This window comes from Agromyces sp. NPDC057679, assembly GCF_042799635.1.
Classification (GTDB): domain Bacteria; phylum Actinomycetota; class Actinomycetes; order Actinomycetales; family Microbacteriaceae; genus Agromyces.
On record NZ_JBHVIK010000002.1, the window covers coordinates 868,336 to 888,706 of the forward strand.

The window sequence follows — 20,371 nt, forward strand, 5'->3', positions numbered from 1 at the left end:
CTTCCGCGGCGAGCGTCGTGCGCGCGGTCCGCGGCCACCCGGCGAAGGGAGGGCCGATGGCCCGCGATGCGCGGATCGGCGTGGTCGTCGTCACGTGGAATTGCGTCGACGACATCCCGGGGCTCGTCGAGTCGCTCTCCGCATCGCGCGTCGAGGGCGCCACGATCGAGGTCGTCGTCGTCGACAACGACTCGCGCGACGCGACGCTCGAGCTCGTGCGGGAGGCGGCTCCGGCCTTCGGCGTCGTCCAGCTGGGGCGCGACGGGGGCTATGCCGCCGGCGCGAACGCAGGCATCGCGCACCTGGTGGAGTGCGACGCCTACCTCGTCCTGAACCCCGACATCCGGTTCCGGCCCGACACGATCGAGGCGCTCTGGGCCGCGATGCGCTCGTCGCAGGCGGGCATCACCGTCCCCGTCCTCACCGATGAGCACGGGACCGTGCGCCATTCGCTGCGTCGGGAGCCGACGATCCGGCGCGCCTGGGGGGAGGCCCTGCTCGGCGGGGGACGGGCCGGGCGCTTCCCGTCGCTCGGCGAGGTCGTCACGGATGCCTCCGCGTACTCGGCGCCGACGGTCGCGGACTGGGCGACCGGGGCCGCGATGCTCGTCTCGGCCGAGTGCTCGGCGAACGTCGGGGAGTGGGACGAGTCGTACTTCTTCTACTCGGAGGAGACGGATTTCGCGCTCCGCGCCCGTGACCTCGGCTATCGACTGGAGCTGGCGCCTCGCGCGTTCGCCATGCACGAGGAAGGCGAGTCGCATCAGTCGCCGGCCTTGTATGCCAGGTTGAGCATCAATCGCGTGAAGCTGTACCGATCCCGGCATGGAATGCTCGCCTCGGCGCTCTTCTTCTCGGGGGTCGCGGCCGGGCTCGCGCTGCGCGTCCACCGGCCGACGCATCGTGCCGCGCTGCGCGCGCTCTTCGGCGTCCAGGGCATCGCCGAGGAGCCGACCCCGCCGTCGCATCCGGCCCATTCGCCAGACGGTCCCGAGGGCGACGGCGGCCCACCGCGGGGCGGTCAGTACGCGAGCGGGGCGCCCGACGTGACGCCGTCATCCGAGTAGGCGTTGCCCGACCACTCCACGTCCTCGCCGACGTAGGCATGCGTGCCGAAGTACCCGACGTCCGGCGAGAACTTCGTCCAGAAGAGGTTGCCGGCGATGCGCGTCCCGTATCCGCCGCCGTAGAGGGCGTAGTTGCCGCCCGCGAGGGCGTTGTGCTCGGCGACGAGCTCCGGCGAGTAGGCGGGCAGGCCGAGCGCCGCGGTCATGCCGCTCGTGCCGGCCTCGAGCACCCACATCTCGACGGTGTTGTCGGCGACGCGCGCGGCGCGCTCGAGCCGATCGCCGGGGTAGTGGAGCCCGTCGTAGTGCACGCCGTCACCGCGCGCGACGAAGTCGTGGACCCAGTTGCCGATGACCTGGGCGCCCTCCCCGTAGATGCTCACGCCGTCGCCTGCGATCAGGTGGAGATCGTTGCGGCTGAACTCGGGGTCGGCGCCGACGAGCTTCACCCCGCTGACGGGTGTGAGCCGCCAGTCCGTCGCGGACTCGCCGCGGATCTCGTTGTCGACGATCCGAACCCGCTCGCCCGTCACGTGGATCGCGGCCTGATCCCATTCGACCTCGGTCGGGCCGGTGATGAGGTTGCCCTGCACGGTGACGTCGTCGGCTTCGATCCGGAGCCCGGCCGGGATGACCGAGTTCGTGATCACGGTGCCGTCCTCGGTGACGGTCATGGGGCCTGTGTACGGCGCCGTCGGTGCGAACCCGGCCGCCGCGGGGCCGGTGTTCGACGCGCCGGCGAACGGCCCCGAGATCGTCGGAGCGCCGGGCGAGGGGCTCTCGGCGGGCTCCTCGGACGGCGGTGCGGTGGCCGGGTCCTGCGGCGCCGGACCCGGCTCCGGACGGAACTCGACATCGACCCAGTAGCTGCTCGACTGCCAGCTCTGCGTCGGGAACGTGCCCTGCTCGCCGTACGAGTAGACGCCGCCGGCGCCGGGGCCCACGGTGGAGAGGGATGCTGAGCTCGCCGGCTCGTCGACGTCCGTGGTGCTCGCGTAGGCGCCGTTCGGCGCGTGGTACGACGCCACGTAGGTCTGCCCCGCCGCGATCGCGACGGCCCGCTCGAACCTCACGGTCTGCCAGCCCTCCGCGCTCTCCTCCGCGAACGTCGCGCTCGCCAGCCGCTCGCCGAGGGAGCTCCAGAGACTGCCGACATGCTCGCCCCGGTTCGCCGGGGTCTTCCAGAAGCGCACGCCGAGCACACGGCCGTCGCGGGACGCGCGGAAGGCGGTGCCGAGCTCGACGGGCTGGAGGTCGTCGGCGACGGTGGTGCCCGTCGGATCGCGGTCCCCGTACAGGGACTCCGTGGTGGCCATGGTGCACGAGCCGAGCGATCCTGCCATGCCGAGCGCGACCACGAGCGCGAGGGCCGCAGCGGCACCGGGGAAGCGGGCGGGGCGGCGTCGGCGAACGCAGGGCGTGCATTCCGATCGCATGGCGACCTCAGCGCGCCCCCCAGTTCAGGCTCCGCTCGGTCTCGCGCTCGGGCTTCCGCATGGCGGCCCGCGCGGGCTGCACCGCCTCCCGCAGCGGGACGACGAGTCGGCTCAGCACGGGATGCACCCTCGGCCGGCGGGTCGTCGGTCGGGTACCGGCCGAGGCGGCACCGGCGGCCTCGCCGGCGAACTCCTCCAGCGGCTCGTTCAGGCCGAAGTACGCGCCGAGCGCGCCGAGGACGCGCTCCGAAGCCCGCCCGTCGCCGTAGGGATTGACCGCGCGGGCCATCTCGAGATAGCGCGCGGGCTCGTCGAGGAGCTCGCTCGCGGTGTCCACGATCCGATCCTCGTCGGTGCCGACGAGCGCGACCGTGCCGGCTTCGACCGCCTCGGGGCGCTCGGTGGTCTCGCGGAGCACGAGCACCGGCTTGCCGAGGCTCGGCGCCTCCTCCTGGACGCCGCCGCTGTCGGTGAGCACGATCGTCGACGCGGCGACCGCGTGCGCCATGTCGACGTAGTCGAGCGGGGCGGTCACGACCACGTTGTCGAGCCCATCGAGCGGCGGGAGCAGCGACTCCCGGACGATCGGGTTGAGATGGGCGGGCAGGAGCACCCTCGCCTGCGGGTACCGCCGTGCGAGCCGGGCGACGGCGCGCCCGATCCGCTCCATCGGGGCACCCCAGTTCTCCCTGCGGTGACTCGTGACGAGGATGAGTCGTTCCGCGTCCCCGATCCGGTCGAGCGCCGGCTCGGTCGTCGGCAGGTGCATCCCGTGCACCTGGAGCAGTGCGTCGATGACGGTGTTGCCCGTCACGTGGATGCTCGCCGGATCCACGCCCTCGTGCTCGAGATTGCGGCGGGCGTTCGAGGTCGGCGCGAGGTGCAGGGAGGCGAGCACCGTCGCGAGCCGCCGGTTGATCTCCTCGGGGTAGGGGTCGTAGCGGTGCGAGGTGCGGAGTCCCGCCTCGAGATGCGCGACGGGCACCTGCGCGTAGAAGGCGGCGAGCGCGGCCGCGAACACCGTCGTGGTGTCGCCCTGGACGAGCATCATGTCGGGCTTGTACTTGGCCAGCAGGGGCTCGATCCCCTCGATCGTCCCGGCGGTGATCCCGGTGAGGTTCGGCCGCTCGCGCAGCAGGTCGAGATCGTGATCGGGTCTGATGCCGAAGATCCCGTTCACCTGGTCGAGCATGAGCCGATGCTGGGCGGTGACCGCCACCACGGTCTCGAAGCAGTGCGTCCGTCGGAGGGCGGTCACGACCGGAGCGAGCTTGATCGCCTCGGGGCGTGTGCCGTAGACGACGAGGATGCGGGGCATGGGTCCTCCGTTCGTCACCGCCACGCGCCCCGGGTGTCGAACACCACCCGGCCTTCCAGACGCGATCGCGGAATGGATGTGAATTGGGAATGGTCGACGAGGAGCACCACGATGTCGGCCTCGTCGATGGCCTCGCCGACGGGCTGCATGCGCACGTTCGGCCGCCCCGAGAGGGTGGCGGGCAGCTCTCGGGCGAACGGCTCGGAGACGCGGATGTCGAGTTCGGGGGCGAGGTCGGCGAGCGTCTCCACGACGTCGACCGCGGGGGACTCGCGGAGGTCGTCGATGTCGGCCTTGAACGCGAGGCCCAGGCAGGCGACGGTCGGCTGTCGGAAGCGCGCGGCGCGCTCGAGCACCATCTCCGCGACGTGCCGCGGCTTGGAGTCGTTCACCTCGCGTGCCGTGCGGATGAGGCGGGAGAGCTCCGGTGCCATGCCCACGATGAACCAGGGGTCCACCGCGATGCAGTGGCCGCCGACGCCGGGGCCGGGGTTCAGGATCTGCACGCGCGGGTGGCGGTTCGCCAGGCGGATGACCTCCCAGACGTCGAGCTTGGCCTGCTCGCAGATGAGCGAGAGCTCATTGGCGAAGGCGATGTTCACGTCGCGGCTGGCGTTCTCGACGAGCTTCGCCATCTCGGCGCTCGCGGCGTCGGTGGTGAGGATCTCGCCCTGGGTGAAGACGCGGTAGAGCGCGGCCGCCCGCGCCGCGCAGCGCGGCGTCACGCCGCCGATCACGCGGTCGTTCGTGATCATCTCGATCATGATCCGTCCCGGCAGCACCCGCTCGGGACAGTGCGCGACGTGCACGTCGGGCACGCCCTCGTCCTCGTGGGGCATGGCGAGGTCGGGGCGGAGCCCCTTGATCCAGCGGCTGACCTGCTCGGTCGTCCCGGGCGGCGACGTGGACTCGAGCACGACGAGCTCGCCGCCGCGGAGCTTCGGCGCGATCGAGGCCGCCGCCGCCCGCACGAAGGAGAGATCGGCGGTCCGGTCGCCGTTGAACGGCGTGGGCACGGCGATCACGTAGGCGTCGGCCTCGGGCACCGTCGTCGTCGCGGTGAGCCGGCCCATGCCGACTGCGCCGCTCACGCCGATGGCGAGATCGGGTTCGACGAACGGGATGCGTCCGGCCGCGACGGCTTCGACGGTCGCGTCGTCGACGTCCACGCCAATGACGTCGACCCCCCTGGTCGCGAGGGCGACCGCGGTCGGGAGCCCGATGTACCCGAGACCGAGGATGGCGACGGTGCCGCTGAAGGGTTCATCCATCGGAGCCTCCGGAGTCTCGTGCGGCCGGGTCGGCGGTGTGGGCCGCCGGGCGGTAGGGCGGGGTCGCGTGCAGCCGTTCCCGCACGGTGAGCACGATGAAGGCCGTGTTCGTCGACAGGTACCGTCCGGAGAGCCGCCGGGGCTCCTGCAGCAGGCGGTAGAGCCACTCGAAGCCGAGCCGCTGCCACCGGTCGGGCGCGCGCCGGGTCACCCCGGCCAGCACGTCGAACGAGCCGCCGACGCCGTGCAGGATCGGCACGTCGAGCTCGTCGCCGAAGTGCGCGAGGAACTTCTCCTTCTTCGGGGAGGTGATCCCGAGGAACAGCATGTCGGCGCCGCTCTCGGCGATCTCGTGCGCGAGGTCGCCCGCCGAGGCATCCGGGAAGTAGCCGTCGTGCGCGCCCGCGATGCGGACGCCGGGGAACCGGGCGCGCACCTCCTCGAGCATCCGATCGAGCACCTCCGCCCGGGCGCCGAGGAAGTAGACCGCCCGGTGGTCCGCATCGGCCACCGCGAGCAGCCGTTCGAACAGGTCGCAGCCCGCCACCCGCTCCGGAAGCGGGTGGCCGAGGAAGCGGCTCGCCCAGACGACCGACTGGCCGTCGGCGAGCAGCACGTCGGGCTCGAGCAGGGAGTCGCGCAGCTCGTCGTCGGCGCGCATGTGCACGATCTTGGCGGCGTTGACCACGCCGACGAGCAGCCGGCGATGCGCGCTGATCGCCTCGCGCGCCCTCGCCAGCACGTCGTCCATCGTCAACGGGTCGAACTCGAGGCCGAAGAGGGGCTGGCGGCGGGGGGAGCCGAGGTTCGTCGTCGTCATCGGATCCGCCCTTCCTCGAGAATCGGATGCCACGCGTAGAGCGCCCAGCCGAGCTCGTACGGCCGGCACTCGTGATCGATGCGCTCAGGGGGGAAGGCCGCGTCGAGGCCGGGCAGGTGCCAGCCGGGCCGGAGCGCGGTCGTCGCCGCCGAGATCGTGCGCACGGCCTTCCGCGGCTCCCGCCGGCCGAGCTTGCGCCAGACGAGCGAATACGGCTCGGCGACGAGCTCTCCTGCGCCGGGCCGGTCGAGCCAGCCCATTCCGCGCTCGATCGGGGCGAGGTGCTCGACGCCGCCCGCGCGCGCGAGGTCGAAGAGCGCCATGGGCGCCATCGCGTGCTGGTGGACGCTGTACACGGGGTAGCGCTCGACCACCTCGCCGGTCCGCGCGTCGTAGTGCCACCACCACTCGCCCGACCCGCCCTGCAGCTCGGTGATCCTGCGCGCGGTGCGCTCGGCCCGCTCGAGGGCGCCGGTGTCGCCGGTCAGCGAGGCGAGACGCGCGAACGCCTGCAGGGGGTAGACCTGATCCGCGAAGCTGCCGACGTGCGCGCGGAGCCGCCCGCCGCGTCCCGCGGGGACGGTGTGCGGGTAGCATCCGTGATCGCCCTGCGCCTCGCCGAGGCGTCGGGCGGACGTCTCGGCGAGGCGGGCGGCGTCGGCGTCGGCCGGGTCGATGCGGAGGGCGGCGACGGCGGCGGTGAGCATCCACGCGAGGTCCACCGTCGGGGTCGCATCGTCGTCGGCGGCGCGGGCGAGGCGCGCGAACGGCGCGGACTCGATCCGGCCGAGCGCTTCCGCGGTCGCCCACACCGAGAGGGCGACCGCGCCGAGGTCTCCTCCGGCCATGACCGGACCGCGCAGCCGCAGCAGCAGCGCTTCGAGCGAGCCGCCGTCGAGCGCGGCCGCTCGGGCGGCCGCCGGGGCGACGGAGAGCCCGAGCACCGCGATCGCCGTGTAGCGCAGGCTCGTCCCCTCCGCGCGGAGCGCCGATCCGGCGCGATCCGGTACGAGGCGGACGGTGCGGGCGAAGGTCTCGGAGCGGGGGTCGTAGGCGAGGCGCAGGCCGGCCGGGGCGAGGCGGAGGATCCGCTCGGCGGTGCGGCGGGTCGTCGGCGAGAGTCGGGACTCAGTGCTCTGCTGCGACTCGCTCATGGGAGATCCGACCGGCGGGGGTGCCGCGGCCGCGGCACGCGTTTCGGGGACGCTGGGTATCGATCGAAGTCGGGCTCACGGGTGCTGCCTCTCCGTACGCGATGGAGTCGGGTTGGGGGCGTGGGTTCGGGTCGCTCACCGGTGGGGCACCGAGGGTGAAGAAAACTCACGTATTCCCTGTCGTCACGGTAGCCCCTCGTACCCCCGGTCTTCGCGCCCCAAGTCGGGGGGCACTAGCGGACGACCGAGGGGGAGGAGGCGTGCCTGAGGTACTCCGACGGATCGGAGCGGCCGTCGGCGGCGATACGCCAGACGTCGCCGTCGCCGGCCTCCGCGCCGGGCATGCCGTAGAGCAGCGTCTCGTCGTCGAGCCACTCGACCTGGTCGTCGACGCTCCGCGGTTCGGGCAGGACCGTCACCTCGCCGCCGTCGAGGTCGAGCACCGCGATCCGCCAGTCGGGCATCGTCGATTCGGAGACGTCCCGCTTGAAGGCGATGCGGGTGCCGTCGGGCGACAGGGACGGGCACTCGGCGTCCGCCTCGATCGACGTGAGCGTCCGCGCCGGCACGTCGCCCTTCACGAGCCACGTCCGGCCCCCCGAGGCTGCCGTGGCGTAGAAGGTCGCCCCGTCTTCGGCGAAGGTGACGCCCCAGAGGTTCCGGTCGACCGCGTCGAGACGGCCGCCGTCGACGGTGAGTGCGAAGTCTTCGAGGTTCTCGCGGGCGTCGCCGTCGACGGGGCCGATCACGGTCTGGGTCGAGAACCCGGTCGTGGCGTAGGAGTGCCCGGTCACGAAGGCCGTCGTCGCCACGAGCTCGCCGTCGGGGGAGAGGCGGGCGCGGCTCGGGATGCCGGCGAGTGGCCAGCTCCGCACGGCCTGCCAGTCGGCGGTGTAGAGCGTGGCGCCGAACGTCGTGACGACGCCGCGATCGGTGTGGAGGCAGATCGCGGCCGCGGCGCTCGCGTCGATGCGGTCGCAGGCGATCGGCAGGATCGTGCGCGCCCCTGCGGGGTCGTCGAGCGCCACGACGGCGGCGTTGCCGTATCCCTGGCCGGCCGCGGTGTTGCGGAACACCAGGCGCGGCTCGTCCGCGGCCGGCGCGTCGGTGGTCGTCACCGCCTCGCTGGGAGACGAGGCTCGGGCGAGCGCCGCGAAGTAGGCCGTGAGTCCGTAGGCGAGGACGCCGGCGAACAGGGCGATCGCGACCAGCGCGATGGCGAGTCGTCGTCGGCCGGTCACGACGTCGTCCCGGCCTTCCGGCGCAGCAGCACCGCGATGACGGGGATGGCCACGGCCAGGCCGCACGCCATCACGAGCACGGCGGTGGTCGGGCCGAGCAGGTACCAGAGCACGCCGAATCCGGTCGAGGCGATGAGGCGGGCGAGCGCGACGACGGTCTGGGCGGCCGCGATCCCGGTCGCGCGCGCCTCGGGCGGGGTGACCATGGCGGCGATTGCCGCGAGGATGCCGTCGGTCGAGGCGTAGAAGACCCCCAGGAGGATGAGGCAGAGCAACGTCGACGCGAGGCCGAACGAGGGGGCCGCGGCGGCCAGGTACGCCGCGAGCAGCGCGACGTAGCCGAGCACGAACACCCGCGTTCGACCGAATCGGTCGGCGAGCCGGCCGATCGGCACGGCGAGCGCCAGGAAGACCACGTTGGTTCCGACGTAGAGCAGCGGGAAGAACTCGGCGGCGAAGCCGTCGCGCGCCTGCAGCAGCAGGTACAGGAAGCCGTCGCCGATGGTGAGCAGGCCGAGCACGCCGGTGACCACGAGGAGCCGCCGCAGTTCGGGTGCCAGGAGCGACCGCCAGCGGAACGGGGTCCGCGGCGCGTGCACCCGCGCCGCGCGGTCGGCGCGGGGGCGCAGGTTCGGCACGGCGAGTCCGAGCAGCACGACGCCCATGACGGCGAACGCGAGGGACACGACGAAGACCGTGCTGAACCCGTCGGGGATGAGGAAGAGGATGACGAAGGCGATCAGCGGACCGGCGGCGGCGCCGACGGTGTCGAGCATGCGATGGACGCCGAAGGCCCGGCCGAGGTCCGCCGGGTCGGACGCGGCCGAGATGAGGGCGTCGCGAGGGCCGGTGCGGATGCCCTTGCCGATCCGGTCGGCCGTGATCACCGCGAGCAGCGCGCCGAACCCGGTCGCGAAGACGAGGGCGATGCGAGCGAGCGCCGAGCACCCGTAGCCGATGAAGGCGATCCACTTCGGCTGGTCGATCCGGTCGGCCGCCCAGCCGCCCATGATCCGCACGAGCGCGCTCACGCCCTGGTAGAGCCCGTCGAGGAACCCGAAGGCGATCGTGCCGAGTCCGAGCACGCTCGTCACGTACAGCGGCAGCACGGCCGCGGTCGACTCCGAGGAGACGTCGGTGAGGAGGCTGACCACGCCGAGCACCACCACGGTGGCGGAGACCCGGGCGCCCGAACCGCCGCGGGTCCCGTCCCCGGTGGCCGGGGTGTTCGAGAACGAGATGTACATGGGCGCCGCTCACCCGTCGCCGGAGGTCAGCGTGCCGAAGAGCTCGTAGCTCGAGCCGCTCCCGTCCGGGGTGATGACCAGCGTGACCCGGTCGTCGCCGCGGGTGAAGGCGACGGCGGTGGTGCCGGAGGCGGCCTCCGCGGGCAGCTCTGCCATCCCGTAGGCGGCGAGGGCCGTGCGGTAGTGGACGAGCAGCTCGTCGACTCCGCTCGTGGAGCTCGCCGTGAGCGAGGCCTGCACCCGGCCGTCGTCGGTGCTGAGCGAGCTGTGCTCCACCGTCGACGCCGGTGGGGGCTCGAGTCCGTCGGGGAACCCGTCGACCATCTCGCCGTCCGCCGCGGCGTCGCGTGGGGCGGGCCCCGGGATGAGCGTCGGTGCGGCGGTCGGGGGCGGCAGCGTGTACTCGGCGGGCGCTCCGGATCCGTCGTGCTCGCCGGCCGACGCGTCGTCCTCGGGGTCGGCTTCCTCCGCAGCGGAGTCACCGGCGGGCGTCTCGCCGTCGACCGCCGCTCCGTCCTGGGGCTCCGCAGCGGGGTCCGCCGTCCCGGATGCGGCGGTCCCTCCGGTGTCGGACGCGGTGCCCGCCTGCCACACCGCGAGGCCGACGCCGCCCGCGGCGAAGAGCACGGCGACGAGCACGGCGACGATGATCGCGGTCGAACGTTTCATGAGCGGCAGCCTTCCGGTCTCTCAGTACGCGCCCTTCGGACGGATGAATACCTTGACCGTCCTCCACACGATCACCAGGTCGCCCATCAGCGACCAGTTCTCGACGTAGTAGAGGTCGAGTCGCACGCTCTCCTCCCAGCAGAGGTCGGAGCGGCCGCTGATCTGCCAGAGCCCGGTGAGTCCGGGCTTGATCAGGAGTCTCCGCGAGACCGGGCCCTCGTACCCCGCAGCCTCGGTCTCGAGCGGCGGGCGCGGGCCGACGACGCTCATGTCGCCGACGAGCACGTTCCAGAACTGCGGCAGCTCGTCGAGCGAGTACTTGCGCAGGACCGCCCCGGCTCTCGTGACCCGGGGGTCGTCCCGGATCTTGAACAGGGCGCCGGCGCCCTCGTCGAGTGCACGGAGCTCCGCCAGTCGCTGCTCGGCGTCCGGCACCATGGTCCGGAACTTCAGCATCCGGAACGTCCGTCCGTCGCGGCCGCACCTCGTCTGCCGGAAGAGGATCGGCCCGGGGCCGTCGAGGCGGATCACGAGGGCGACCGCGAGGAAGACCGGGACGAGCAGCACGAGCGCGAGCGACGCGAACGCGACGTCGAAGCTGCGCTTCAGGGAGTGCCGCCACCCGTCGAACCGCGGAATCTCGACATGGAGGAGCGGGAGGCCCTCGACGGGGCGGAAGTGGAGCCGCGGGCCTGCGACGTCGGCGAGTCGCGAGGAGAGCACGAGTTCGGCGCCGGTCCCCTCGAGATCCCAGCCGAGCTGCCGCAGCCGCGCGCCGTCCTCACTCAGGCGTCCGCTCACGATCACCGCGTCGGCCCGGAGGGCGGAGACCGCCTCGGCCACGCCGTCGAGGCTCGCGAGCCGGGGGATCGCCGCGAGTTCGGGGGAGTCGGCGGAGCGATCGACCTCGGAAGGCGCCGGGCGCTGCTCGACCGCGCTGTCGTCGACGGCCACCCCGACGACGCGGAATCCCGCGGCGGGGCTCCGCCCGATCTGCGCGACGGCCCAGGAGACGTCGGCGGGCCCGCCGACGACGACCGCGCGGGAGAGGTAGCGACCGGCCAGGCGCTCGGCCATGAGCCATTTGCGCCAGAGCCATCGGGAGAGGATGAGCAGGGCGCCGCCGAGCGGCACGGCGACGATGAGATACCAGCGGGCGTCGCGGGCGTCGGCGAGCTGGAGTGCGATGGCGATGAGGGCGAACGCGGTGACGGTCGCGTTGAGGGTGCGACGGTACTCGCTCGCACCCACCCCGATCACGTGGCTCGCCCTGGTGTGGAAGTTCGCCAGGGCGAGCAACCAGGTCGCGGCGATCAGCACGGGGACGACGGCGGCGGACGTCGACGGCTGCGTCGCGACCGCGGTATCGCCGAGCATCGCCATGCGGACGCCCGCGGCGGCGAGCGTCGCGCCGGCGACGATGAGCGTGTCGGTGATGCGAAGCCGGGCGCGGTAGTGCCGGTGCCAGTCGGTGGCGAATTCTGCCGTGTCGGTCTGCTCGGCCGGATGCCGGCGCCGCTCCGCATGGGGGCGGACGAGCCCGCCGATGCGGCGGGCCGAACCGGGCATCGTGCTCATGGCCGTGGCTGAGGCGGACGGGTGAGCGGGCTGCTGGGCTGGTGGGGGCGGGGGGTCGCGTCGGCCATCGGGAGTCCATCGCTTTCGGGCATGGGGGCGTCGCCCTCTCGGGCGGGGTGGCGTCGCCGCATCCGGGCGGCGCCGTTCGCGCCCCAAGGCGTCGGGTGTGCCGGTGGGACGGCCGAGCGTGCGTCGCCCTGCGACCGTTGCCGGCCGGGCGAATGCGGTGTCGAGGTTGGCGAGTACTCGAATATGAAGATAGCTCAGAATAGGGGTTTTCGGCTCACCCAAAACGGGGGTGCCCGGGCCGGTGTCCGGGCGCTCGGGCCGTCGCTTCGCGGATCACGCCCGGGCGGAGCTCGTGCTCACTGCCGCGGGTGGTCCTGGGGGCTGATCCGCGCGCTTGCTGCGCCCAGCGGTGCCCGTCGCGAGCACGACGATCCCCGTCGCCAGTACGGCGAGGCCGAGCACGGCGCCGGCGGGGAGGTGCTCGCCGAGCACGAGCACGCCGAGCAGCCCTGCGGTCAGCGGCTCGGCGAGGGTCAGCGTCGAGACGGTCGCGGGGGCGAGGCCCGTGAGGCCGAACCCGAAGAGGAGGTAGGCGATGGTCACCGTCACGAGTCCGAGCCAGAGCGCCATCGCGAGGCCTGCGGGCTGCGCGAGCCACGAGGCATCCGTGGCGACGAGCAGGGGGAGTGCGAAGATCGCGCCGGTGCCGAAGAGCGCGCCCATGCTGCCGGTGGCGCTCCAGCCGCGGTCGATGAGCGCCTTCGCGGCGAGCGTGTAGACCGCGTACGAGGCGCCGGCGCCGAGTGAGGCGAGCAGTCCCAGCGGATCGGCGGGGGCGCCGCCGCCTGACGGGGCGCTCGCCGCGGCGATGACGGCGACGCCGGCGGTCGCGATCGCGGTGGCGGCCGCCCACCGGTGGCCGGGGTAGCGGCGCCGGAGCACCCAGTCGAGTGCGCCCGTGAGCACGGGTGCCGAGCCGAGCGCGACGACCGTGCCGATGGCGACGCCGTTCGCCTCGGTGCCGGCGAAGAACGTCGGCTGATAGGCGAGGACGCCGGCCGCGCCGGCTCCCACGAGCAGCAGTTCGACGAGGGGATGCCTCGGGGCCCGAGCGGCCCGAGCGGTCCGAGCGGCCCGATCGGCGGGCGTGGTACCGGTCGGCGACGCGACGGGTGTCCCGTCCGCGTCGCGTCGCCGACCGAGTCGGAGTGCGAGCGCGAGCGCACCGAGCGCCCCGCCGCCGATGACGAGCCGCGCCGCGCCGAGCGAGGCCGGGTCGACCTCGGGGCCGAGCGCCTGCGCCGTGCCGGTAGTGCCGAAGCACACCGAGGCGAGGAGGACGGCCATCACGAAGCGCATGCGGAATTGTTACACAATCACGGCGATTCCACGAGGACTGAAGGACGAATATTGATTAGGGCACTAATCGTCAGTACACTGAAGATCATGAGCAGCACGATGAACCCGTACAAGGGCCGCCCCGGTTTCTGGAATCGGTTGAGTGCTGCGATCTACCCGATCACGGGCCCGGCCGAGGTCGGCATCGGCGTCGGAGTCACCGAGGCGCCGTACGTCCCGCCGGAGAACCCGTTGTGCCCGATCTGCTCGGCGCCGATGGCCGGCCACGACATCAAGCGCGGCGACGCCTCGACGCCCACCTACTTCACCTGTCCGCGTCCCTGACTCTCGGCGGAGCCTCGGGCGCGCGCGTGCCGCATTCCGTCGCAGGGCCGGTAGGCTCACGGATGTCGCGAACGCGGTGCGGTGAGGGGGCCGCCCGGCCACGCGGCATCCCGGCCCGACCCGACGGGCCCGCCTGACCCGAGAGGACCCCCGTGCGCGCCGTGCTCTTCACCGAATTCGGCGCCCGGCCCGAACTCGCCGACGTCGCCGAGCCCGTCTGCCCGCCGCGCGGCGCCGTCATCCGCGTTCGCGCCACCGGCGTCTGCCGCAGCGACTGGCACGCCTGGATGGGACACGACGAGGGTGTGAGCCTGCCGCACGTGCCCGGCCACGAGTTCGCGGGCGAGATCGCCGCACTCGGCTCCGAGGTCCAGGCGGAGAGCGGCTGGAAGGTCGGCGATCGCGTCACCGCCCCCTTCATCTGCGCCTGCGGGCGGTGCGCCGAGTGCCTCTCGGGCAATGAACAGGTCTGCGACCACCAGTCGCAGCCGGGCTTCACCCATTGGGGATCGTTCGCCGAGCTCGTCGCGATCGACGAGGCCGAGCTCAACCTGATCCGGCTGCCCGACTCGCTCGGCTTCGTCGAGGCCGCGTCGCTCGGCTGCCGCTTCGCGACCGCCTATCGTGCGATCGTCTCGCGCAGCCGGCTCGCCCCCGGCGAGCGCATCGCCGTGCACGGCTGCGGCGGCGTCGGCCTCTCGGCGATCATGATCGCCGTCGCGGCAGGGGTCGAGGTCTACGGCGTGGATGTCTCGGACGCCGCGCTCGCCGCGGCCGCCAAGCTCGGCGCGGTGCCGGTGCAGGGCGGCGACGGCGCCGCCGAGCGCATCATCGAAGCCTCCGGCGGCGGGGTGGATGTCTCGGTCGACGCCTTCGGCTCGAGCCAGACCTCGTTCGCCTCGGTGCGCAGCCTGAAGAAGCGCGGCCGGCACGTGCAGATCGGCCTCATGGTCGGCGACTCGGCGCTCTCGGCGATGCCGATGGACGCGGTCATCGCCGGCGAACTCGAGATTCTCGGCAGCCACGGCATGTCGGCGCACGAGTACCCGTCGATGCTCGGCGCCGTCGCCTCGGGCGACTTCCGGCCGATCGAGCTCGTCGGCCGGCGCATCACCCTCGACGAGGTGCCCGAGGCGCTCATCGCGATGGGGACCGCCGGAGCGTCGGGCTCGGGCATGACGGTCGTCGAGCTGTAGTCGTCGCCCGGCCGTCGCCGATGTGCGACGCTGCGGGCTGCGGTACTGTGACGTCACAGTCCACAGGAGGGCGGCTCATGGATCTCGGCATCTTCGTGCTCATCGGCATCGTGGTCATGTTCGCGATCGTGGCTGCGACCGTCTGGCTCGCCGTCCGCGGGCGGCGGACGCGGTCGCTTCCCGGCGACCCGGACACGGCGTACCACGGTGATCGGGCGAACGCCGATGCGGCCGCCCGGGCGTACGGCGTCGATTCGGCGCGCGACGGCGGCGGCGCGTTCTGAGCTGAGGCGCGTCGCGGCGCCCGCACCGGTCGAGCCGGAGCGGGCGCCGCACCATGCCGGTCAGGCGTCGACCGTCGCTCGGGCCGCCGTGTCGTCGGCGCCCGAGGCCGTCGAACGCGCCCCGCGCAGCAGCGCGGCCGCGGCGACGAGCCCGATGAGGGCGACGACGCCCGCCCCGAGGAACGCCGCCGAGAACCCGCTCGTCAGCGCCGTGGCATCCGTGCCGCCCGCCGTGACCGCGGCGCCGACCGCGGTGAGCACCGCGAGGCCGACGGCCGAGCCGATCTGGTAGCTCGTGTTCACGAGCCCCGACGCGACGCCCGTCTCCTCGGGACGCGCGGCGCCGATCGCGGTGCCGAGCGACGGCACGAAGGCGAGCGCCATGCCGAGCGCCGCGACGAGGGTCGCCGGCAGGACGTCGGCGACGTAGTCGCCGTCGGGGCGCGCGAGGGCGAGCCAGCCGAGCCCGGCAGCGAGCAGGGCGAATCCGGCCACGATGAGCGGCTTCGCGCCGAAGCGGGCCTGGAGCCGCGGGGCCAGCGCGACCATGCCGATCACGATGAGCGCCGTCATCGGCAGGAGTGCGGCGCCCGAGGCGAAGGCGCCCGCGCCGAGCACCTGCTGCAGGTAGAGGTTCAGGAAGAACCACATCGGCACCCACGCGGCGCCGAGCAGCAGCTGCGCGAGGTTCGCCGCGCCGAGCTGCGGGGCGCGGAAGATGCCGAGCCGAAGGAGCGGCTGGCGGCTGCGGGCCTGGATGACGAAGAACGCGACGAGCAGGGCGGCGCCGGCGACGAGCGCGACGACGGTCTCGAGTGACGCCCACCCGGCCTCGGGGGCGCGCACCACGCCGTAGACGAGGGCGGCGAGGCCGGCGGTCGCGGTGATCGCGCCGGCCAGGTCGACCGATCCTCGCCCGCCGCGCACGACGGGGAGTGCGAACGGCGTGAGGACGAGCACGAGGGCCGCGATCGGCACGGTCACGTAGAACACCCACGGCCAGCTCGCGTACTCGGTGAGCACGCCGCCGAGGAACACGCCCGCGGTGCCGCCGATCGGTGCGGCGGCGCCGTAGACGGCGAAGGCTCGGGGGAGTTCGGGGGTGCCGCCGAAGAGCACCATGAGCAGGGTGAGGGCGGCGGGCGCGATGAGGGCGGCGCCGGCGCCCTGCACGGCGCGTCCGGCGATCTCGAGGCCGACGTTCGTCGCGGCTCCGGCGAGCACCGAGCCGAGCGCCAGGGTCACCCAGCCGGCGATGAACACCCGGCGGGCGCCGAACACGTCGGAGAGACGGCCGCCGAGCAGCAGCAGTCCGCCGAAGGCGACGACGTAGGCGTTGAACACCCACGAGAGCGATTCGGGGGTGAAGCCGAGCTCGGCTTGGATGTCGGGCAGGGCGACGCCGATGATCGACGTGTCCATGATGACGACGAACTGGGCCGCCGCGATGAGTGCGAGGCCGAGCCACCGGCGAGGCGCCGGGGCGGTGGAGGTGGACATGGTCTGCTTCCTTCTCTCGATCTGAATACCCCTAGGGGGTATAGATATACCGAGGTTCGGACGGCGGTGTCAAGCCCCGGGCGCTCCGGTGCCCGGCGGCGCGAGCACTCGCGGCGTGCGGTGCCGCGCGTCACAATGAGGGCATGGACCCCGTCGCGGCGCTCGAGGAGATCGCCTTCCTGCTCGAGCGCGACCGCGCGTCGGCGTACAAGTCGAAGGCGTTCCGCAAAGCAGCCGATGCGATTCGGGGACTCGAACGCGACGAGCTCGCCGCGCGCGCCGCCGACGGTCGGCTGCGGCGAACCGCCGGCGTCGGCGACTCGACCTTCGCGGTGATCGAACAAGCGCTCGCCGGCGGGGTGCCCGAGCGCCTCGCCGCGCTCCGTGCCGAGGCGGGGCTCTCACCCGAGGGCTCGGTCGCCGGGTTGCGCGCCGAGCTGCGCGGCGACCTGCACAGCCACACCGAGTGGTCCGACGGTACGACGAGCCTGGCCGTGATGGCGAAGGCGGCTGAAGCGCAGGGGCTCGAGTACCTCGCGATCACCGACCACTCGCCGAGCCTGAGGGTCGCGAACGGCCTCAGCGCCGAACGGCTGGCCGAACAGCAGGAGCTCATCGAGGTCGTGCAGGCCGGCCTGCCCAAGCTGCGGCTGCTCGCCGGCATCGAGGTCGACATCCTGCTCGACGGTGCCCTCGACCAGACTCCCGAGATGCTCGGCCGGCTCGATGTCGTCGTCGGCAGTGTCCACTCGAAGCTGCGCATGGAGCGCGCCGAGATGACCGGCCGGATGCTCCGCGCCATCGCCGATCCGCAGCTGAACGTGCTGGGCCACTGCACCGGTCGCCTCGTCGAGGGAGCGCGCGGTACCCGTCCGCAGTCGGAGTTCGACGCGGAGGCGGTGTTCGCCGCCTGCGCCGAGCACCACGTCGCGGTCGAGATCAACTCGCGCCCCGAGCGGCAGGACCCGCCCGACGAGCTCATCGCGATCGCGCTCGACGCCGGCTGCCTCTTCTCGATCGACAGCGATGCGCACGCGCCCGGCCACCTCTCGTTCCTCGAGCTCGGCGCAGCTCGAGCCGAGGCGAACGGAGTGCCGGCCGACCGGATCATCACGACCTGGCCGGTCGAACGCCTGCTCGACTGGGCGAGCGGGCGGGGTTGAGCGCGGCCCGCGTCGCGCGGAGTTCGCCTCGTGCTCTTGTCGGTGCCGTCGCGGGCCTGCAGGATCGGGGCATGGGACGCAGAGAGGACGGGGCGGGGCGAACGTCGCCGAGTGAGACGCGCGCCGCGCAGCTGTCGCTCGTGCGCGATCAGGCGGGGCGTCGGCGGCTCGTCGACGTCGCGCGGCAGTACGACACCGATGTCTTCGTCACGCCGGCGCCGATCGGGCTGCGCCTCGCGAACACGCTCGATCGGCTCGCGCTCGACGCCGCGGCCGATTTCGAGTCGCTGCTGCTCTCGCCGTTGGCGCCGCTCGGGGCGAGTTCGGTCATGGCACCGGGTTCGCAGGACCGCGTCGTCTCGACGACTCGCGCGACCGAGGTCGTCTCCGACCCCACGAACGTCCTCGCGCTCGAGTGCGCGCGGCGGCTCGGAACCGGGGCGGCGGTCGGTCCCGCCGTCGATGTGCGGCTCGCGACCGTGCAGCAGACCGTGCGTGCGCAGCCGCTTCCCGCAGGCGGGCGGACGAGCCACTCACGCCACTTCCGGATGTTCGCGCTCGCCGAGTCCGGGCGAGGCCGGCCCGATGACGGGTTCGAGGCCGACGCGGTCGCGCGGCAGCTCGCCGCGCACGATCGGTTGCTCGACGCCTGCGCGAACGAACTGCCGGTGGAGGTCGGACGGCGACGGGCGATCGTCCGGGCGGCGCCCGGCGCCGAGACCCTCGGTGCACGGGTGCGCGATCGCATCATCGAGACCATGCCGCACGTCGAGGTCGTCTCCGAGGCGCTGGATTCGGCTTACTACGACGGTCTCCGAGTGGGCTTCGGTGCGTTCGACGCGAGCGGCGGCTTCGTCGAGATCGCCGATCTCGGGCGGTTCGACTGGGTCGCCAGACTCCGCAGCGATCACCGGCTGCGGTTCGTCGCGAGCGGGTTCGGGCTCCAGCTCGTCCCGCTCCTGTTCGGGGCCCCCGGCGCCTCGTCGTGACCCGGTCCGTCTCACCGCGCGAGGCATCCGTCGTGTGCTCGCGCATGACGGCAGCTCAGGCGGTCTCGGGCTGCAGCGCCAGGTAGCGGTGCGCGTAGGCGATCGCCATGCCGCCCTCGCCGACGCCGGCGGCGACGCGCTTCACCGATCCTGATCGCACGTCGCCGATCGCGAAGACGCCGGGCGCGCTCGTCTCGAGCGCGAACGGTCGGCGTTCGAGGGGCCAGGTGCCGGCCTCCGCGGCGTCGGCGCCGGTGAGCACGAAGCCGTGCTCGTCTCGGGCGACCTCGGCGGGCAGCCAGCCCGTCGAGGCATCCGCGCCGATCATGACGAACGCCACCTGGCACTCGCGACGATCGGTCGTGCCGTGCTCCCGATCGGCGACCTCGACGCCCTCGAGCGAGCCGTCGCCGAACAGTGCGGTGATCTCGCTGCGGAGCTCGACCCGGATCGCCTCGTGCTGCGCGAGTTGGTCGATGAGGTAGCGCGACATGCTCGCTTCGAGCGAGGGGCCGCGCACGAGCATGGTGACCGAACGCGCGTGGCGGGCGAAGAACAGCGCGGCCTGCCCTGCCGAGTTGCCCGCGCCGACGATGCAGACGTCGGCGCCCTGCGCGACCGCCGAGTCGCTGCGGGCGGCGCCGTAGTAGACGCCGTTGCCGAGGTAGCGGCCGACGCCCTCGACGGGCAGCGTGCGCCAGTCGACGCCCGTCGCGATGAGCACGATCGCGGCGCGCAGCGTCGTGCCGCCGTCGAGGCGGACCTCGTGACGCATCGGGTCGATCGCCTCGACGGTGCGCGTGACGACGATCTCGGCGCCGAGCCGGCGCGCCTGCTTGAGCGCCCGGCTCGCGAGGTCGTCGCCCGAGATCCCGAACGGGAACCCGGTGTAGTTCTCGATGCGCGTCGAGGTGCCCGCCTGGCCGCCCGGCGCGAGCGCCTCGATCACGACCGTGCGCAGGCCCTCCGCGGCTCCGTTCACCGCCGCGGTGAGCCCGGCCGGGCCCGCACCGAGGATGACGACGTCGTACTCGCTCGCCGCGGGCTCGACGTCGAGGCCGACGGCGGTGGCGACCTCGCGCATCGTCGGGTCGACGAGCCGGTCGCGGCCCGTCAGCTCGACGACCGGGTACCGGCCGCCCGCCTCGCCCGGCTCGATCACGATGCGCTCGAACGCGACCTGATTGCGGGTGAGGAACGTCGCCACGGCGTGCACCCCCGGGTCCTGTCGGGGCCCGGTCACGCGCACCTCGGTCGCGCGCTGCTCGGCGGCGATCTCCTGCAGCGAGTCGAGATAGCGACGCGCGAGGCCCGCGACGAGCGCCGGCACGTTCGGCGCCATCGCCGCGAGCGTGTAGTACGCCGTGACCTCGAGCTTCACGATCCGGGATGCCTCGGCGGCGCGGCCGCTCGCGGGGAACGGCGTGCTCAGGGTCATCGGGACTTCGCCGAAGAACCGGCCGGGCGTGCGGGTGCCGATCACCCGCTCCTCGCCGTTCACGATCTTCGTGATCTCGGCCCGGCCCTCGATGACGACGAAGAGCGCGCGCTCCTCGCCCTCGTGGGCGAAGTACTCGCCGGGCGCGAGCCGGATGTCCTCGACGGCTCCGGCGAGGTACTCGAGCGTCGGCCCGGGCAGCGACGCGAAGGCCGGAACACCGCGGAGCATCTCGGCCGTGATCATGCTCGGACGCTAGCGAGCGCCGAATCGCGCCGTCAAGGAATCGGGCGTCCCCACTTGTCGGG

18 protein-coding genes are annotated in these 20,371 nt (G+C 73.1%); 6 read left to right on the forward strand and 12 right to left on the reverse strand.

The annotated features are described in order from the left end of the window. Positions 1–56 precede the first annotated feature (56 nt). Entirely contained in the window at positions 57–1,067 is a 1,011-nt protein-coding gene (locus ACFVAJ_RS10870) for a glycosyltransferase (RefSeq protein WP_376943973.1), read from the forward strand. Here ACFVAJ_RS10870 and ACFVAJ_RS10875 read toward each other — a convergent pair. The 10 genes from ACFVAJ_RS10875 to ACFVAJ_RS10920 form a co-directional block, all read right to left on the reverse strand. Further along, the gene (locus ACFVAJ_RS10875; protein WP_376943975.1) at positions 1,022–2,383 is read right to left on the reverse strand and encodes a DUF4082 domain-containing protein; all 1,362 of its coding nucleotides are present in this window, start codon (positions 2,381–2,383) and stop codon (positions 1,022–1,024) included. The two genes, ACFVAJ_RS10870 and ACFVAJ_RS10875, sit on opposite strands and share 46 nt — an antisense overlap. Before the next feature lie 127 nt (positions 2,384–2,510). Then, on the reverse strand, positions 2,511–3,821 hold the full coding sequence (gene wecB / locus ACFVAJ_RS10880; RefSeq protein WP_376943977.1) for a non-hydrolyzing UDP-N-acetylglucosamine 2-epimerase: 1,311 nt from the start codon (positions 3,819–3,821) through the stop codon (positions 2,511–2,513). Positions 3,822–3,835: 14 nt separating this feature from the next. After that, positions 3,836–5,092 carry a UDP-N-acetyl-D-mannosamine dehydrogenase gene (gene wecC, locus ACFVAJ_RS10885; RefSeq protein WP_376943979.1) on the reverse strand — a complete coding sequence of 419 codons (1,257 nt, stop codon included), beginning with the start codon at positions 5,090–5,092 and terminating at the stop codon, positions 3,836–3,838. Continuing rightward, on the reverse strand, positions 5,085–5,912 hold the full coding sequence (locus ACFVAJ_RS10890) for a WecB/TagA/CpsF family glycosyltransferase (protein WP_376943981.1): 828 nt from the start codon (positions 5,910–5,912) through the stop codon (positions 5,085–5,087). The genes wecC and ACFVAJ_RS10890 overlap by 8 nt, the downstream gene beginning before the upstream one ends. Next, the gene (locus ACFVAJ_RS10895) at positions 5,909–7,066 is read right to left on the reverse strand and encodes a hypothetical protein (protein WP_376943983.1); all 1,158 of its coding nucleotides are present in this window, start codon (positions 7,064–7,066) and stop codon (positions 5,909–5,911) included. The genes ACFVAJ_RS10890 and ACFVAJ_RS10895 overlap by 4 nt, the downstream gene beginning before the upstream one ends. A 233-nt stretch (positions 7,067–7,299) precedes the next feature. After that, entirely contained in the window at positions 7,300–8,307 is a 1,008-nt protein-coding gene (locus tag ACFVAJ_RS10900) for a TolB family protein (protein ID WP_376943985.1), read from the reverse strand. Then, positions 8,304–9,554 (reverse strand): MFS transporter, encoded by a 1,251-nt coding sequence (locus ACFVAJ_RS10905; RefSeq protein WP_376943987.1) that lies wholly within the window; start codon positions 9,552–9,554, stop codon positions 8,304–8,306. The genes ACFVAJ_RS10900 and ACFVAJ_RS10905 overlap by 4 nt, the downstream gene beginning before the upstream one ends. A 9-nt stretch (positions 9,555–9,563) precedes the next feature. Further along, positions 9,564–10,223: a hypothetical protein gene (locus tag ACFVAJ_RS10910; protein ID WP_376943989.1), complete on the reverse strand. Its 660-nt coding sequence runs from the start codon at positions 10,221–10,223 to the stop codon at positions 9,564–9,566. A gap of 21 nt (positions 10,224–10,244) precedes the next feature. After that, positions 10,245–11,801: a sugar transferase gene (locus ACFVAJ_RS10915; RefSeq protein WP_376943991.1), complete on the reverse strand. Its 1,557-nt coding sequence runs from the start codon at positions 11,799–11,801 to the stop codon at positions 10,245–10,247. Positions 11,802–12,143: 342 nt separating this feature from the next. Then, entirely contained in the window at positions 12,144–13,169 is a 1,026-nt protein-coding gene (locus ACFVAJ_RS10920) for an EamA family transporter (protein ID WP_376943993.1), read from the reverse strand. 87 nt (positions 13,170–13,256) lie between these two features. Between ACFVAJ_RS10920 and ACFVAJ_RS10925 the strand changes: the two genes are divergently transcribed. The 3 genes from ACFVAJ_RS10925 (at position 13,257) to ACFVAJ_RS10935 (ending at position 14,973) form a co-directional block, all read left to right on the forward strand. Continuing rightward, the gene (locus tag ACFVAJ_RS10925) at positions 13,257–13,493 is read left to right on the forward strand and encodes a hypothetical protein (RefSeq protein ID WP_376943995.1); all 237 of its coding nucleotides are present in this window, start codon (positions 13,257–13,259) and stop codon (positions 13,491–13,493) included. Between the two features lie 152 nt (positions 13,494–13,645). Beyond that, complete coding sequence (locus tag ACFVAJ_RS10930) at positions 13,646–14,689, forward strand: zinc-dependent alcohol dehydrogenase family protein (protein ID WP_376943997.1); 1,044 nt, start codon at positions 13,646–13,648, stop codon at positions 14,687–14,689. Between the two features lie 77 nt (positions 14,690–14,766). Then, positions 14,767–14,973, forward strand: coding sequence for a hypothetical protein (locus tag ACFVAJ_RS10935; RefSeq protein ID WP_376943999.1), 207 nt, complete (start codon positions 14,767–14,769; stop codon positions 14,971–14,973). Positions 14,974–15,033: 60 nt separating this feature from the next. Here ACFVAJ_RS10935 and ACFVAJ_RS10940 read toward each other — a convergent pair whose 3' ends face one another. After that, positions 15,034–16,473: an MFS transporter gene (locus ACFVAJ_RS10940; protein ID WP_376944001.1), complete on the reverse strand. Its 1,440-nt coding sequence runs from the start codon at positions 16,471–16,473 to the stop codon at positions 15,034–15,036. A 143-nt stretch (positions 16,474–16,616) separates the two neighbouring features. Between ACFVAJ_RS10940 and ACFVAJ_RS10945 the strand changes: the two genes are divergently transcribed. After that, positions 16,617–17,636, forward strand: coding sequence for a PHP domain-containing protein (locus tag ACFVAJ_RS10945; protein ID WP_376944003.1), 1,020 nt, complete (start codon positions 16,617–16,619; stop codon positions 17,634–17,636). Between the two features lie 71 nt (positions 17,637–17,707). Continuing rightward, complete coding sequence (locus tag ACFVAJ_RS10950) at positions 17,708–18,625, forward strand: hypothetical protein (RefSeq protein WP_376944004.1); 918 nt, start codon at positions 17,708–17,710, stop codon at positions 18,623–18,625. 55 nt (positions 18,626–18,680) lie between these two features. On the opposite strand, the gene ACFVAJ_RS10955 is transcribed toward ACFVAJ_RS10950, so the two are convergent. Next, on the reverse strand, positions 18,681–20,309 hold the full coding sequence (locus ACFVAJ_RS10955; protein ID WP_376944006.1) for an FAD-dependent oxidoreductase: 1,629 nt from the start codon (positions 20,307–20,309) through the stop codon (positions 18,681–18,683). Between the last annotated feature and the right edge of the window lie 62 nt (positions 20,310–20,371).

Coding starts and splice junctions, on each gene's coding strand:
- ACFVAJ_RS10870 (WP_376943973.1), top strand. CDS start 57: ATGGCCCGCGATGCGCGGATCGGCGTGGTCGTCGTCACGTGGAATTGC.
- ACFVAJ_RS10875 (WP_376943975.1), bottom strand. CDS start 2,383: ATGGCCACCACGGAGTCCCTGTACGGGGACCGCGATCCGACGGGCACC.
- wecB (WP_376943977.1), bottom strand. CDS start 3,821: ATGCCCCGCATCCTCGTCGTCTACGGCACACGCCCCGAGGCGATCAAG.
- wecC (WP_376943979.1), bottom strand. CDS start 5,092: ATGGATGAACCCTTCAGCGGCACCGTCGCCATCCTCGGTCTCGGGTAC.
- ACFVAJ_RS10890 (WP_376943981.1), bottom strand. CDS start 5,912: ATGACGACGACGAACCTCGGCTCCCCCCGCCGCCAGCCCCTCTTCGGC.
- ACFVAJ_RS10895 (WP_376943983.1), bottom strand. CDS start 7,066: ATGAGCGAGTCGCAGCAGAGCACTGAGTCCCGACTCTCGCCGACGACC.
- ACFVAJ_RS10905 (WP_376943987.1), bottom strand. CDS start 9,554: ATGTACATCTCGTTCTCGAACACCCCGGCCACCGGGGACGGGACCCGC.
- ACFVAJ_RS10910 (WP_376943989.1), bottom strand. CDS start 10,223: ATGAAACGTTCGACCGCGATCATCGTCGCCGTGCTCGTCGCCGTGCTC.
- ACFVAJ_RS10915 (WP_376943991.1), bottom strand. CDS start 11,801: ATGAGCACGATGCCCGGTTCGGCCCGCCGCATCGGCGGGCTCGTCCGC.
- ACFVAJ_RS10920 (WP_376943993.1), bottom strand. CDS start 13,169: ATGCGCTTCGTGATGGCCGTCCTCCTCGCCTCGGTGTGCTTCGGCACT.
- ACFVAJ_RS10925 (WP_376943995.1), top strand. CDS start 13,257: ATGAGCAGCACGATGAACCCGTACAAGGGCCGCCCCGGTTTCTGGAAT.
- ACFVAJ_RS10935 (WP_376943999.1), top strand. CDS start 14,767: ATGGATCTCGGCATCTTCGTGCTCATCGGCATCGTGGTCATGTTCGCG.
- ACFVAJ_RS10940 (WP_376944001.1), bottom strand. CDS start 16,473: ATGTCCACCTCCACCGCCCCGGCGCCTCGCCGGTGGCTCGGCCTCGCA.
- ACFVAJ_RS10945 (WP_376944003.1), top strand. CDS start 16,617: ATGGACCCCGTCGCGGCGCTCGAGGAGATCGCCTTCCTGCTCGAGCGC.
- ACFVAJ_RS10950 (WP_376944004.1), top strand. CDS start 17,708: ATGGGACGCAGAGAGGACGGGGCGGGGCGAACGTCGCCGAGTGAGACG.
- ACFVAJ_RS10955 (WP_376944006.1), bottom strand. CDS start 20,309: ATGATCACGGCCGAGATGCTCCGCGGTGTTCCGGCCTTCGCGTCGCTG.